General features: G+C 66.9%; 13 protein-coding genes. All 13 read left to right on the forward strand.

Translation table 11 applies throughout. From position 1 onward, the window contains the following. The first annotated feature begins 2 nt into the window (after positions 1–2). A complete protein-coding gene (locus tag U9J33_RS05695) occupies positions 3–746 on the forward strand; it encodes an SURF1 family protein (protein WP_324698464.1) in 744 nt (247 codons plus the stop codon). Beyond that, positions 734–2,062: an ATP-binding protein gene (locus U9J33_RS05700; protein WP_132469036.1), complete on the forward strand. Its 1,329-nt coding sequence runs from the start codon at positions 734–736 to the stop codon at positions 2,060–2,062. Before U9J33_RS05695 ends, U9J33_RS05700 begins: the two co-directional genes overlap by 13 nt. Next, positions 2,059–2,610 carry a response regulator transcription factor gene (locus tag U9J33_RS05705; RefSeq protein WP_054440180.1) on the forward strand — a complete coding sequence of 184 codons (552 nt, stop codon included), beginning with the start codon at positions 2,059–2,061 and terminating at the stop codon, positions 2,608–2,610. The genes U9J33_RS05700 and U9J33_RS05705 overlap by 4 nt, the downstream gene beginning before the upstream one ends. A gap of 153 nt (positions 2,611–2,763) precedes the next feature. After that, complete coding sequence (locus tag U9J33_RS05710) at positions 2,764–3,633, forward strand: LysR family transcriptional regulator (protein WP_243692626.1); 870 nt, start codon at positions 2,764–2,766, stop codon at positions 3,631–3,633. Between the two features lie 101 nt (positions 3,634–3,734). Beyond that, complete coding sequence (locus tag U9J33_RS05715; protein WP_324698467.1) at positions 3,735–4,970, forward strand: amidohydrolase family protein; 1,236 nt, start codon at positions 3,735–3,737, stop codon at positions 4,968–4,970. 15 nt (positions 4,971–4,985) lie between these two features. Beyond that, positions 4,986–6,509 (forward strand): bifunctional 3-(3-hydroxy-phenyl)propionate/3-hydroxycinnamic acid hydroxylase, encoded by a 1,524-nt coding sequence (locus tag U9J33_RS05720; protein ID WP_420719876.1) that lies wholly within the window; start codon positions 4,986–4,988, stop codon positions 6,507–6,509. Then, positions 6,506–6,937: a GlcG/HbpS family heme-binding protein gene (locus tag U9J33_RS05725; protein ID WP_185997873.1), complete on the forward strand. Its 432-nt coding sequence runs from the start codon at positions 6,506–6,508 to the stop codon at positions 6,935–6,937. The genes U9J33_RS05720 and U9J33_RS05725 overlap by 4 nt, the downstream gene beginning before the upstream one ends. Next, positions 6,934–7,818: a VOC family protein gene (locus U9J33_RS05730; RefSeq protein WP_324698472.1), complete on the forward strand. Its 885-nt coding sequence runs from the start codon at positions 6,934–6,936 to the stop codon at positions 7,816–7,818. Before U9J33_RS05725 ends, U9J33_RS05730 begins: the two co-directional genes overlap by 4 nt. A gap of 46 nt (positions 7,819–7,864) precedes the next feature. Continuing rightward, entirely contained in the window at positions 7,865–8,698 is an 834-nt protein-coding gene (locus U9J33_RS05735) for a fumarylacetoacetate hydrolase family protein (protein WP_324698474.1), read from the forward strand. 60 nt (positions 8,699–8,758) lie between these two features. Then, the gene (locus tag U9J33_RS05740; protein ID WP_324698476.1) at positions 8,759–11,095 is read left to right on the forward strand and encodes a TonB-dependent receptor; all 2,337 of its coding nucleotides are present in this window, start codon (positions 8,759–8,761) and stop codon (positions 11,093–11,095) included. A gap of 83 nt (positions 11,096–11,178) precedes the next feature. Further along, complete coding sequence (locus tag U9J33_RS05745; protein WP_185997869.1) at positions 11,179–12,171, forward strand: MBL fold metallo-hydrolase; 993 nt, start codon at positions 11,179–11,181, stop codon at positions 12,169–12,171. Then, positions 12,168–12,623 (forward strand): hypothetical protein, encoded by a 456-nt coding sequence (locus U9J33_RS05750; RefSeq protein WP_324698478.1) that lies wholly within the window; start codon positions 12,168–12,170, stop codon positions 12,621–12,623. The genes U9J33_RS05745 and U9J33_RS05750 overlap by 4 nt, the downstream gene beginning before the upstream one ends. After that, complete coding sequence (locus tag U9J33_RS05755) at positions 12,620–13,480, forward strand: alpha/beta hydrolase (RefSeq protein ID WP_132469037.1); 861 nt, start codon at positions 12,620–12,622, stop codon at positions 13,478–13,480. The genes U9J33_RS05750 and U9J33_RS05755 overlap by 4 nt, the downstream gene beginning before the upstream one ends. Positions 13,481–13,487 lie beyond the last annotated feature (7 nt).

The raw sequence follows: 13,487 nt of genomic DNA on the forward strand, positions 1-13,487 counted from the left end.
ACATGCGGACAGAAACGGATCAAACGGAAGCGCGGCGGCCCTGGGGGCTCGCCGCGTTTCTGCTGGTGGCGCTCTGCGGCTTCGTGGCGCTGGGCGTGTGGCAGGTGCAGCGGATGCATTGGAAGCACGCGCTGATCGCCCGGGTCGACGCGCGCGTCCATGCCGCGCCGGTGCCGCTTCCGGCTGAGGCGAGACTGGCGGCAATTGCGCCGAAGGACCTCGAATACCTGCGCGTCCACGTCTCCGGCACTTACGAGGGCAAGGCCACCGTGCTGGTCCGCGCGGCCACCGGCCTCGGCACCGGCTACTGGACGATGACGCCGCTGCAACTGGGCGACGGGCGGCAGGTGTGGATCAACCGGGGCTTCCTGCCCGCCGGAACCAGGGTGCAGGCAGCTGCGGCGACCACGCCGTCAGGCCCGGTCGAGGTTACCGGCCTGCTGCGCCCGACCGAGGCGGGGGGCAGCCTGCTCCAGTCCAACCAGCCCGGCGCCGACCGCTGGTATTCGCGCGATGTCCGCGCCATGGCGCAGGCGCGCGGCGTGGGGGCGGTCGTTCCGGTCTTCGTCGATGCGCAAATGGAGAAGGGCGCTCCGGTGCCCGGGGTGGCCGCGCCGGTGCCGGGCCTTACCCAGATCCAGTTCCCCGACAATCACCTCACCTATGCGCTCACCTGGTTCGCGCTGGCGGCGATGTCGATCATGGCGCTGCTCTTCGTCTGGCGCCGGAGACGATGGAACGGCTGATCGCCCTGTTCGCGCCGCACGGCGTGCCCGGCGGATCGGCGAGCCGGGCCAATGTCGTGCTGCTGACGCAGTTGCGCTGGACGGCGGTGTTCGGCCAGCTCGCCACCATCGTCATCGTCTCGCAGGGACTGGGGGTCAGGTTGGAACTGGCGCCGCTGCTGCTGGCGCCGCTGCTGCTGATCGTCGTCAATCTCGCATCGGCCAGCGTGGTTGCCCGCCGGCGGGACTTCACGCAGGGCGAGTTGTTCTCCGCGCTGATGGTCGACGTGATCGCGCTGTGCTGGCAGCTCTACCACAGCGGCGGCGCGACCAATCCCTTCACCTTCCTGTTCCTGCTCCAGATCGTGATCGCGGCGGTGATCCTCGACCTGGGATGGAGTTCGCTGGTCGCGATCAACGCCTGCCTCTGCATGCTGCTGCTGACGTTCTTCTACGTTCCGCTGCAATTGCCCGCCCGCTATGCGGAGCATCCCTTCGAACTCTATATCTACGGCAGCCTGTTCTGCTTCGTGCTGGCAGCGGTGCTGCTGATCGTCTTCGTGGCGCGGCTCGACTTCACCCGGCGCGAGAGCGACGCCAAGCTGGCGGCACTGCGCCAGCAGGCGGTGGAGGAGGATCACATCATCCGCATGGGCCTGCTCGCTTCCGGCGCGGCGCATGAGCTTGGCACGCCGCTGTCCTCGATCTCGGTGATCCTGGGGGACTGGAGCCACCAGCCTGGCATCGCCGACGATCCCGACCTCGCGGCGGACCTTGCCGACGTGCGCCGCGAACTGGCGCGGTGTAAGAACATCGTCAGCGGCATCCTGATGTCGGCCGGGGAAATCCGGGGGGTGGCGCCGGCGGTGACGACCATGCGCGGGTTCATCGGCGAAATCCTCGAGGAATGGCGCGCGCGCATGCCCGGCGAGCTGCGCTTCATCGACCGCATCGCCGAGGATCGCCCGATCGTCTCCGATCCCGGCCTCAGGCAGGTGATCGGCAACGTGATCGACAATGCCGTCGAAGTCTCGCCCGACCTCGTGGTGATCGAGGCCTGGGTGGAGCACGGCGGGCTGGTGCTGACCGTGAGCGACCGGGGTCCCGGCTTCGCGGCGGACATGCTGCCCCGTGTCGGCCAGCCCTATGCTTCGACCAAGGGACGCGACGGCGGCGGGCTGGGGCTGTTCCTTGTCGTCAACGTGATCCGCAAGCTGGGCGGCAAGGTCGCGGTCGACAATCTGCCCGATGGCGGCGCAAGGGTGCAACTTGCCATTCCCCTTGCTACACTGGCCTACGAGCCCAGGAAGGGCGAGGACACAGCCGGGGCGCCATGACAGAAGCAGCAATGATCGATCCCGACGGCGCGAGCCTGCTGATCGTCGAGGATGATCCCACTTTCGCACGCACCCTGCGCCGCTCCTTCGAACGGCGCGGTTATCGCGTCAGCTCGGCCGGCAGCCCGGACGAGGCCGAGACGCTGAGCGAGGACGAAGTGTTCGACTATGCCGTGGTCGATCTCAAGCTGGGCGCGTCCTCGGGGCTGGCGGTCGTGCAGTCGCTTCACGCCCGTTCTCCCGAGACGCGGATCGTCGTGCTGACCGGCTACGCCTCGATCGCCACTGCGGTGGAGGCGATCAAGCTCGGCGCCTCGCACTATCTCGCCAAGCCCTCGAATACCGACGATATCGAGGCCGCCTTCACCAGCATCGAGGGGGACGCCAGCGTCCCGGTCGACGGGCGGCGCAGTTCGATCAAGACGCTGGAATGGGAGTATATTCACCGCACTCTGGTGGAATGCGAATTCAACATATCCGAGGCCGCGCGCCGCCTCGGCCTTCATCGCCGCACGCTCGCCCGCAAGCTGGAAAAGCGCCAGATCTAGCTTTGGCGTCCTTCGTCCGGCTTGATCGGTTCCCCGATTGCCTCCAGATGCGAAAGCGAATGGATCGACGAGAGGGACGGGACCGGCATGGCGGATGAAACAGCGACGTCGCAGCCGCTTGCGCGTCTTCCCGCGATCGATCCCCGCGCGCTGATGACCTTTCGCACCGTTTGCGAAACCGGCTCGATCAGCGCGGCGGCGCGGGCGCTGAACCTGTCTCAGCCTTCCGTCTCCAATACCATCGCCCTGCTGGAGCGCCGCCTTGGCGTGACCTTGTTCGAGCGCCGGCGCGGCGGCATCGTCCTCACGCGGGAAGGCGAAGTGCTGCGCCGCCCGGCCGAGGCCATGGCGCGCCTGCTTTCCGACGCGGTGAGCGATGTGGAGCATGCCCGTCACCGCATTGCCGGGCCGCTGCGGATCGGGGGAACGCCGGGCGCCTTGCTCACCCTGCTTCCCGGCGCGATCATGCGGGTGGAGCAGGCGGTGGGAGATTTCGCTCTCAGCGCGGTCGAACGGCCGGACGAACAGTTGCTCGACATGTTGCGCAAGGGGGAAATCGAACTGGCCTTCGTCACCACGCGCATCCAGAACGTGCCTTCGGACGTCGCGGAAGTGACCTGCGCGCGCGATCCCTTCGCGCTGATCGTCGGCCCGAGCCATGCCGACCTGGGGGAGCGTGTCTCGCTGCGCGATGTCGAGCACTATCCCTGGGTGCTGCCCGAGGCGCGCGGCGCGTTCCGGCGGCAGGTCGACGCGCTGTTCATCGCCGCCGGCGTTTCGGTGCCGCGCACGACGATCCGCTGCGATTCGCTGCTGACGACGCGGGCCATCGTGCGGGAGACCGACCGCGTCACGGTGCTGCCGCGCGCGGTCGCGCTGGACGGTGCGCCGGACGGTTCGATCCGCGCCATCGCCATCGAGGAAGCCGTTTTCGAACGCAGTGTCGGGGTGCTGCGCCTGGCCGGGCGGCGGCTTTCGCCGCTGGCCGAAGCCATGCTTCATGCCTTGCCGGCCATTCCATAGTCTTTAGCTATGGCAAATCCAAAACTCATTATTTTACTTGAGGGCAGATAGAGCGCTAGAACCACTCTCAATCCGAACGACAAAAACCGGGAGAGAGAGCGATGCGGACCCTGATCCGCCAGGTTTCCATTTTCGACGGCAGCGGCAGCGCTCTCCAGACCGGCTCGGTGCTGGTGGACGGTGAGCGGATCGCCCGTCTTGCCTTCGGCGCCGACGCGCTGGCGGAGGAGCAGGCCGATCTGGTGATCGACGGGCACGGCATGACCCTGATGCCCGGACTGGTCGACGCGCATACGCACCTCACCTGGGGCTCCTCGGTCGAGAAGATCTACCACCAGTTCATCCTCCCGCCTGACGAGTTGAAGGTCGCGGCATGGCGCAATGCGCGGGTGCTGCTGGACCACGGCTTCACCTCGATCTATTCGGCCGGTGCGCTGGGCGACATGATCGAACCGGAGCTGGCGCAGGCCATTGCCGCGGGCGAAACGCCGGGGCCGCGCATGGTGCCCTCCACCCTCGAACGCAGCCCGGAAGGCGACGAAGGCGTCGAGACCGGAGACGTGTTCAACGGGCGCGGGCCCGAGGCGATGCGGCGGTTCGTGTCCTACTGCAAAGACGAGGGCGTAAAGTCGATCAAGCTGGTCGTCTCCGGCGAGGATGCGCTGAAGCCCGGCTCGGCGATGCAGGTGCTCTATACCCGTGAGGAAATGCTCGCCGCCGGCGAAGCGACCCGCGAGGCGGGCATGTGGATCGCCACTCACGCCTATTCGCCGGAAGCCATCGGTCTTGCTCTCGATGCCGGTGCGCGCATTCTCTACCACTGCTCCTTCGCGGACGCGGCGACCGTGGAGCGTATGGCGGCGGACAAGGACAAGTTCTTCTACGCGCCCGGTCCCGGCGTTTCGGTGGCCGCCATCGAGGCCAACCCGCCGCCGCATGTAGACATGACGCACATGAAGGCCAGCGCGCATGAGCGCATGGGCCTTGAAGGCAAGCTGGTGCCTGAACTCAAGGCGCGCGGCGTGCGCATCCTGACCGGCGGCGATTACGGTTTCCCGTTCAATCCGCATGGCCGCAATGCCCGCGATCTGGAGCATTTCGTGCAGTATTTCGGCTTCACACCCGCCGAAGCCCTGCGCTCCGCCACCCAGTACGGCGGCGAGTTGATGGGACTTGAGGTCGGGCTGGTGAAGGAGGGTTGGCTGGCCGACCTCCTGCTGGTCGACGGCGATCCCACGGCGGATGTCGCGGTGCTGCAGGACAAGGACCGGCTGAAGATGATCATGAAGGGCGGGGCGTTCCACAAGGCGCCTGCCGAGATCGAAGCAACCGAGTAACCAAGGGCTAAAATGATGTCGTACGACGTGGTTGTCGTAGGCTGCGGCCCTGTGGGCGCGCTGGCCGCGAACCTTCTCGGCCTGAAAGGGCTCAAGGTACTGGTTCTCGAACGGGAACTGGAACACTACCCGCTGCCGCGCGCGGTCCATCTCGATCACGAGATGATGCGCCTGTTCCAGTCCGCCGGTGTGATCGATCGCGTGCAGGGCGACATGATCGCCACCGACGGGCACCTCCATGTCGGCGCCGACCACGGCGTGATCCGCTACATGGGCACCGTGGGCAAGCCGCGCCCGTTCGGGTGGGCCAACGATTACTTCTTCTACCAGCCCGAACTCGAAGCGCACTTGCGCGAGGGGTTTGCGGACAGGGACAATGTCGAACTCGTGCTGGGCGCCACCTTCCTCGGCCTTACGCAGGACGATGACGGCGTGACTGTCGACTACAGCGAGGATGGCGATGCCGGCAGCGCCCGCGCCCGCTGGGTCATCGCCTGCGACGGGGCGCGCAGCTCTGTCCGCAAGGCACTGGGCGTCGGGCTGGACGATCTCGATTTCGAGGAGCCCTGGCTCGTCGTCGATGCCGAAGTGGAAGGCCCGGTTGCCTTCCCGCAGCTTTCCGGGGTGCCCGAGGGGGCCGATCTCCAGCGTCTTTCGGTGATGATGTGCGATCCTTCGCGCCCGGCCACCGTGGTTCCCGGCCGCCGCGACCATCGCCGCTGGGAGTTCATGCTGCTCCCCGGCGAGGACGACACCGCGATGATGGCGCCGGAAAAGGTAGCTGAACTGGTCGGTGCGTGGATGGCCGATGTTCCGCACAGGATCGTGCGCGCCGCCACGTATCGCTTCCACGGGCTCGTCGCGCATCAGTGGCAGGTCGGCAACGTCTTCCTCGCCGGAGACGCCGCGCACCAGACGCCGCCGTTCTTCGGGCAGGGCATGTGCCATGGCCTGCGCGATGTCGCCAATCTGGCCTGGAAGATGGATGCGGTGGCCAATCACGGTGCCGCGCCTTCCGTGCTGGGCACCTATCAGCGTGAGCGCGATCCGCATGTCCGCGCGGTGATCGGCGCGGCTGTTGCTGCCGGCCGGTACATCTGCGAACTCGATCCTGTCGAGGCTGCCGCGCGCGATGCCCGCATCCGCGAGGAAGCGCGCCAGAAGGCCGGAGAGACAGCGCACGATCTGATCCCCGCCATCGCCGATGGCCTAGTTCTCGCGCAGACCTCTGGCGCAGGCGTGCGCTTCGTGCAGCCGGTGCTGACCGATGGCCGCAAGCTTGACGACCTGACCGGCGGCGACTGGCGCTTGTTCGTTCGCGACGATGCGGTGCCCGGCAGCGCAGAGGGCGTCACCCGCATTTCCGTCGGCACTCTGCCGGACAATGGCGCGGTCACCGCCTGGCTCGACGAACATGGCGCCGATGCCGTGCTGATCCGCCCCGATCACTACGTTTTCGGCACGGCCAGCCACAGCGCCGAAGACCTTCTTGCCGCCCGTGCGGCGCAGCTTTCCAGCCATCAGGAGCTTGCCGCATGACTCTCACGCTGGCTCAGGCCCAGACCATCGTCACCGGCACCCTCGCCGAAGCACGGGCACGCAATGCCAAGAGGCTGGCAGTGATCGTGCTGGACGCGGGCGCGCACCCGGTCGCCTTCGCCCGCGAGGACGGGGCGAGCCTCTACCGTTTCGACATTGCCAAGGCCAAGGCCGAGGGCGCCGTGGGCATGGACGCGGATACCGCCGTGCTGGCCGAGCGGGCCAAGGGCAACCCGATCTTCTTTCAAAGCGTCACCGCTGCCGTCGGCGGCCGCATCGCGTTCTCGCCCGGGGGGGTAGTGATCCGCGATGCCACCGGCACCCTGATCGGCGCCGTAGGCGTCAGCGGTGACACGGGCGAGTGCGATGCCCAGTGTGCCCGCGCCGGTATCCGCGCGGCGGGTCTTCTTCAGGAGCAAAAGCCATGAAACTGCGCAGCATCGAACTGGCGCTGCCCGATCCGGCCGCGGCCGCCACGTTCATGACCGAAATCTGGGGCATGGCCGACGCCGAAACGAAAGGCGATACGCATTACCTGCGCGGCTCCGGCCCGTTCCCCTACCTCGTCGCGTTCGAGAAGTCGGATGACGAGTTCGTCCGCTCGACCACCTTCGTCTGCACGGCCGGGGAACTGGAAGCGCTGAAGGCGCGCATTGCGGCTGCCGGTTGGATGGCTAGCCCGACCGTGAGCGAGGATCTCGGCGGCGGGCACGGCCTGCTGGTCGAACTGCCCGAAGGCACGATCCTGCGCTTCCTGGTGGACGCTGCCGAAGTCGAACCCATCACCGGACGCGACCTGCCGGTGAAGCTCACGCATGTGGTCTTCAACGCCGCCGATGCCGAAGCCTGCGGCCATGCGGTGGAGGACATTCTCGGCTTCCGCGTGTCCGACCGTACCAAGGGCATGGTCTTCGTGCGCTGCAACGACAGCCACCATTCCACCGCCTTTGCCCGTGCCGGTTTTGCCTCGCTCAACCACGTCGCTTTCGAAATGGAGGACATGGATGCGGTGATGCGCGGGATTGGCCGCCTGCGCGATCACGCCCTGGTCCCCGCATGGGGGCCCGGCCGCCACGGCCCGGGCGCCAATGTCTACGCCTATTTCATCGCCCCGTTCGGCCCGGTGATCGAGTTCTCGACCGCGGTCGAAAAGGTGCCGGAGGACTACAAGGCCGGCGCACCGGAAGACTGGACCTGGCCACCGAACCGCATCGACCAGTGGGGCATCTCGGACAAGGATTTCGATGGGCTTCGCCGCGCCGAGGAGCGCTTCCGCTTCCGCCGCGACTGGGAAGCCGCGCCGCTCTGACCATTTGACCGCCGCCGCAGGACACGCGGGGCAGGGGAGAATACGCATGAACCGTTACATCAGCTTCGAACGTCCCGATGGCACCAAGAGCTTCGGCCGCCTCGAAGGGGAAAAGGTGATCGATCTCGGCGCATCCGGCGGTGACGCCTGGCTGAAGGACGTGCTGGCCTGCGATCTTGCCGCGCTGGCCGTGACCGGCGAATTCGCAGCCGATGCCGTCAAGCTGCTGCCCGTCGTTCCGAACCCGGAAAAGATCCTCTGCGTGGGCCTCAACTACGCCACTCACGTTGCCGAGACCGGCCGCGAGCAGAAGGAGCACCCGGCGATCTTCACCCGTTGGGCCGACAGCCTGATCGCTGACGGTGACGCCATGGTCCGCCCGCCCGAAAGCGAGCGCTTCGACTACGAGGGCGAACTGGCCGTCGTGATCGGCAAGGGCGGCCGCCGCATCGCGCCCGAGAATGCATGGGAGCACATCGCCGGTTTCGCGCCTTTCAACGACGGGTCTATCCGTGACTGGCAGCGCCACAACATCCAGTTCACGCCCGGCAAGACCTGGCCCGGCACCGGCGGCTTCGGTCCGTCGATGGTTGTCGCTGCCGATGTGGAAGACCTGGCCTCGCAGCGCGTGCAGACCCGAGTCAACGGCGAGCTGGTGCAGGATCAGCCGGTGTCGGACATGATCTGGGATATCCCCACGGTCATCGCCTACTGCTCGACTTTCACCGACCTCAAGCCCGGCGACGTGATCGCCAGCGGCACGCCCGGCGGCGTCGGCGACAAGCGCAAGCCTCCGCTTTACCTGAAGGCCGGCGACACGGTGGAAGTGTCCATCGGCGTGATCGGCACACTGACCAACCCCGTCATCGACGAGACCTGACGGGTCGCAAAAACAGCCGGGAAACACCGGCAAAAACAATCCGTTTGGGGAGAGACCAACATGAACACCTTCATCAGCAAGTTCACTCTGCTTTCCGGTATCGCGCTCGGCGCGATCAGTGCGCCGGCCATGGCTCAGCAAGCGACGCAGGACACCGCGCCGCAGGCCGCCGAGACACCGGCGATTTCGGGCACGGACATCATCGTCACCGCATCGCGCCGGGCCGAGCGCCTGCAGGACGTGCCGATCGCCGTCTCGGCCATTAGCGGCGAGCAGCTTACCGAAGGCGGCTTCCAGAAGCTGACCGACATCCAGTACCAGTTCTCGGGCGTGCAGTTCGGTTCCTCGCCCAACGATTCCGGCTTCCGTCTGCGCGGCGTGGGTTCGGCGGGCGGCTTCTCCAGTTCGTCGGAACAGAACGTCGGCACCGTGGTCGACAACGTCGTCATTCCCTTCGGCAACCCGATCAACAGCCTTGGCGATCTGGAGCGCGTCGAAGTGCTGAAGGGGCCGCAGGGCACGCAGTTCGGCAAGAACGCCTCGTCCGGCGTCATCAACATCACCACGAAGAAGCCGGACCCTTCGCACTTCTTCGGCAAGGCCTTCCTGAGCTACGCCGAACTGAACGAAGTGAACGCCAATGCCAGCGTCAACGTGCCGGTTTCGCAGAACTCGGCGCTGGCCGTGTTCGGCTTCTATCGCCGCAACGACGGCTTCCTCAAGAACGTCTACCGTGACGAGACCTGGGGCGGCGAGGAAAGCTACGGCGGCCGCGCCAAGTTCCTGTTCGAGCCCAGCGACGACCTGTCGATCTACCTGATCGGCGACTATTCGAAGATCAGCCGCAAGGGTCCGGGCCAGCTCTGGACGCTCAATCGCCTGCCGAGCTTCGCCAACCCGCTCATGGCGGCGCGTTTCGGCAACCTCTCGGCGCTTGGCGTGACGGCGGGCTTCGACAACAACAAGTCGGTCGAGGACTACGGCGGCTATTCGTCGGAGCAGAACTACGGCGCCTCGATGGAGATCAACTACGCGCTGGGCGAGTATAACCTGACCTCGATCACGGCCTACCGCCGGCTTGACGAAGGCCCGCAGGTCTTCGCGATCGACGGTTCGAGCGTCCCGGTCTTCACCGCCCAGCAGACCGGCACCGACCAGAGCTTTCTTTCGCAGGAACTGCGCATCAGCTCGCCCAGCGGCAGCCAGCTCGAATTCACCTCCGGCGTCTATGCCTCGCGGCGCAAGGTGGGTGACGACAACGACTTCAACCGCGCCCAGCTTCGCCCGGCCAACCCGTTCGACAGCTTCATCGTCAGTATCTCGGGCGGGCAGGGCAATACCCAGACGCGGTCGGATTCGCTGGCGGCCTTCTTCGACGGGAAGTTCCACGTCTCCGACCAGTTCAGCCTGATCGGCGGCCTGCGCTATCAGTACGACTGGGTGAAGGCCTCGTACTTCTCGATCCTCGATCCCAACTTCACGCCGGGTACGCCAGCGGCAGACGGTTCCGGCTTCGTCCTGCCCTATACGCCCACCGCGCTGCAGACCGGCAGCACCAAGAAGGGTTCGTGGTCGGGCCGTGGCGGCGCCGAGTTCAAGATCACGCCTGACGTCATGCTGTTCGGCACCATCGCGCGTGGTTATCTCGGCCCGACGGTGACCTTCACCGGCCTCACCGGCACGCGCACCAACGTGAAGCCGCAGACCGTTCGCGACATCACCGTGGGCATCAAGTCGCAGCTCTTCGACCGTGCGGTGACCTTCAACGCCAACCTGTTCTACGACAAGTACAAGAACCTCCAGACCTCGGTGTTCAACGGCGTGGAATTCGTGACCGAGAATGCCGGCGGCTTCACCGCCAAGGGCTTCGAGATCGATGCTTCCTGGCGGGTGAGCCCGGTGCTTTCGTTCAACGGCGGCTTCACCTATTCGGACACCAAGTTCACCGACTACGTGACTGCCTGCCCCGAGGACGTGAAGGCGGGATATGCCTGCTATCTGGCGGCGGACGGCGTCACCAGCCTGGTGCAGGCCAAGGGCGAGCCGCTTTCGGGCGCGCCCAAGTACAGCGCCACTCTTGGCGCCGACGTGAAGCTGCCGATCAACGACAACCTCCAGTTCGATACTTCGGCCAACATCTACTACCGCAGCCGCGTGCAGTACGCGGTGGCCAATGCCTATGCCTATCAGGACGGTTACGGAACGATCGGCCTTTCCGCCGGGATCGGTCATCCGGACGGCAACTGGCGGATCGGCGCCTTCGTGCGCAACCTGCTCGACCAGCGCTTCCACGCATCGGTCATCCACCTGCCCTTCGCGGACTCGGGCGCCTATGTGAACTGGCTGACCCGCGAAGGCCGCCGCACCATCGGCGTCCAGGTCGAAACGAAGTTCTGATCGTGTCCGGCCGGAACCTTGCGAACAAGGTTCCGGCCATATTTCCGAATGGCCCGCAAGAGGCCGCCGAAACAAGGGTGAAGATGCAGGTGAAACGCGCAATGACGGCACTGGCGCTCTCGGCAGTGGCGATCTCTTCCTTTCCCGCGCTTGCGGCCACAAGCTGCCCGGCGCTGCGCTGGACGACGCTGGGGACGGCGGGCGGACCGGTCCCGACCGCCGAGCGTTCGGAGCCGGCCAATCTCCTCACCATCGGCGAGCGGCGGATACTCGTCGATACCGGTGACGGCACCGTGGACCAGCTTGCCCGCATCGGGCTGGACCTCGGCGCCGTCGACACGGTGTTCATCAGCCACAACCATCTCGATCACACCGGCGGCCTCGCCGCAGTGATCGGCCTGCGCTGGATGAACCAGTTTGCCGGTGTCCTGACCGTCTACGGCCCGGTCGGCACGCGGGCCGTCGTTGAAGGCATCGTCGCCTCCATGGCGACGCCGGGGAGCATCGGCTTCGGTCTCGGTACGCCGCCGCCGCGTCCGGCGGACTCGGTGCGGGTGATCGAACTCGCGGACGGGCAATCGCTCGATCTCGGCGCGGGCGCAGGCGTGAAGGTCGCCGCCAACAGCCATTTCGACCATGACGGCAAGCCCGATCCCGACAACGCCTCGCTGAGCTACCGTTTCGTGCTGGGCACGCGCAGCATTACCTACACCGGGGACACCGGTCCGAGCGCCGCGGTCACCGCGCTGGCGAAGGGCAGCGACATGTTCGTTTCCGAAGTCATCGCGCTCGATGCTCTGCTCGGTGAAATCCGCGCGCGCCGCAAGGACGCCTCGCCCGAGATGCTGGCCGGGATGGAGCGCCATCTTTCGACGCATCACCTGCGGCCCGAGGCCGTGGGCGAGATCGCCGCGCAGGCCGGGGTCGGCCGGGTCGTGCTCACGCACTTCGCGGTCCCGCCCGGCCCGCTGCCGCAGTTCGAGCCGGCCATTCGCGCGGGGATCGCCGCGCGCTATCACGGGGCGGTCGATCTCGCCCGCGATCTGCAAAGCTTCGACCTGGGGTGCCGGCCATGAATATCGCAGCCCGGCTGCGGCGGGAGCAGCGCACCAGCGGGGTCATCAACCTCGTGCTGAGCGCGGCGTTCTTCCTCGGCGTGTTCGGGCTGGAAAACCGCCCCCTTCGTTTCGCCGCACCTGACAACCTGGCGCTCGACTTCCTGCCGCAGGCCGCCGCGATCGCGCTGATGTCTTCGCTGGTGCCGCTGCTGGTGGTTTCCGGCAGTCTGCGCAGGTCCGGAGGGCGGACCGGCGGAGGGGCCTTCATCGCGCGGACCGTGCTGAGCGTGGTGCTGGCGGGCCTTGCGAGTGCCGCGCTGCTGGCCGCGCTCTGCCTGTTCGGACCGTGGCGCGAGATCGGCTGGCTTGTCGCACTGGGCATGAAGCTGGTCTATGGCACCGCGCTGGGCGTGGCCGGCACGACATTCGCGCTCACCCGGCTGTTCGCACAAGGGAGTGAACCGGCATGAGCTCTGGTGAAACCGGGCGCGCCATCGCGGCGATGGGCACGAAGCTCGGCCCCGATATCGTGGCCGCCTGCCGGGACCTGTTCGATGCCGAGCAGCAGGCGCTGGCCGCCCGGATTGCGCCGCTGTCGGTGGACTGCGCCTACGGCCCGGACCCGCGCAACCGGCTCGATCTCTACCGCGAGGGGGAGGCCGGGGGCCCGCGCCCCGTCGTCCTTTTCGTTCATGGCGGCGGGTTCCTTGTCGGCGACAAGGGCGGCGAAAGCGGCTGGGCGAATGCCCATGTAGGGCGCTGGGCAGCGGCGAACGGCATGGTGGGCGCAGTGATGAACTACCGGCTTGCCCCGGCGCACATGTGGCCCTCGGGCGCGGAAGACGTGGGTCTCGCGGTCGACTGGCTGCGGGCGAACGTCGCCGCGCATGGCGGCGATCCGGAGCGGATCTTCCTGCTCGGCACTTCGGCAGGCGCGGTCCATGTCTCCGCCTTCCTCAAGGCGCGTGAAGACCACGCGGCACTTGTGCGCGGCGCGGCGCTGCTCTCGGGCCTCTATGGCTTCACCCCGCTCGACGAGCGCGACATGCGCTATTACGGCCCGCAGGACTGCTACGACCTGCGCATGCCGATGGGCGCGGTGATGGCCACGGGCCTGCCGCTCATGGTCGCCTGCGCCGAGTTCGATCCGCCGCGTTTCCAGGCCGAATGGGCCAGCCTCCTGCAAGCCCGCCTCGGTCGCCACGGTCACTTGCCGCGCGCGCATTATGCCTCCGGGCACAACCACTACTCGATGGCCATGCATCTCGGCACGTCGGACCACCGGCTGTCGGACGAACTGCTTTCCTTTTTCGCCGATCTTTCCTGAGGGGCTT

The sequence above is a fragment of the Novosphingobium sp. RL4 genome, assembly GCF_035658495.1.
Taxonomy (GTDB): Bacteria; Pseudomonadota; Alphaproteobacteria; order Sphingomonadales; family Sphingomonadaceae; genus Novosphingobium.

What these genes read in the sequence shown, in the direction of transcription:
- U9J33_RS05695 (WP_324698464.1), top strand. Translation starts at nt 3, where the DNA reads ATGCGGACAGAAACGGATCAAACGGAAGCGCGGCGGCCCTGGGGGCTC.
- U9J33_RS05750 (WP_324698478.1), top strand. Translation starts at nt 12,168, where the DNA reads ATGAATATCGCAGCCCGGCTGCGGCGGGAGCAGCGCACCAGCGGGGTC.
- U9J33_RS05715 (WP_324698467.1), top strand. Translation starts at nt 3,735, where the DNA reads ATGCGGACCCTGATCCGCCAGGTTTCCATTTTCGACGGCAGCGGCAGC.
- U9J33_RS05705 (WP_054440180.1), top strand. Translation starts at nt 2,059, where the DNA reads ATGACAGAAGCAGCAATGATCGATCCCGACGGCGCGAGCCTGCTGATC.
- U9J33_RS05720 (WP_420719876.1), top strand. Translation starts at nt 4,986, where the DNA reads ATGTCGTACGACGTGGTTGTCGTAGGCTGCGGCCCTGTGGGCGCGCTG.
- U9J33_RS05710 (WP_243692626.1), top strand. Translation starts at nt 2,764, where the DNA reads ATGACCTTTCGCACCGTTTGCGAAACCGGCTCGATCAGCGCGGCGGCG.
- U9J33_RS05730 (WP_324698472.1), top strand. Translation starts at nt 6,934, where the DNA reads ATGAAACTGCGCAGCATCGAACTGGCGCTGCCCGATCCGGCCGCGGCC.
- U9J33_RS05745 (WP_185997869.1), top strand. Translation starts at nt 11,179, where the DNA reads ATGCAGGTGAAACGCGCAATGACGGCACTGGCGCTCTCGGCAGTGGCG.
- U9J33_RS05700 (WP_132469036.1), top strand. Translation starts at nt 734, where the DNA reads ATGGAACGGCTGATCGCCCTGTTCGCGCCGCACGGCGTGCCCGGCGGA.
- U9J33_RS05740 (WP_324698476.1), top strand. Translation starts at nt 8,759, where the DNA reads ATGAACACCTTCATCAGCAAGTTCACTCTGCTTTCCGGTATCGCGCTC.
- U9J33_RS05735 (WP_324698474.1), top strand. Translation starts at nt 7,865, where the DNA reads ATGAACCGTTACATCAGCTTCGAACGTCCCGATGGCACCAAGAGCTTC.
- U9J33_RS05755 (WP_132469037.1), top strand. Translation starts at nt 12,620, where the DNA reads ATGAGCTCTGGTGAAACCGGGCGCGCCATCGCGGCGATGGGCACGAAG.
- U9J33_RS05725 (WP_185997873.1), top strand. Translation starts at nt 6,506, where the DNA reads ATGACTCTCACGCTGGCTCAGGCCCAGACCATCGTCACCGGCACCCTC.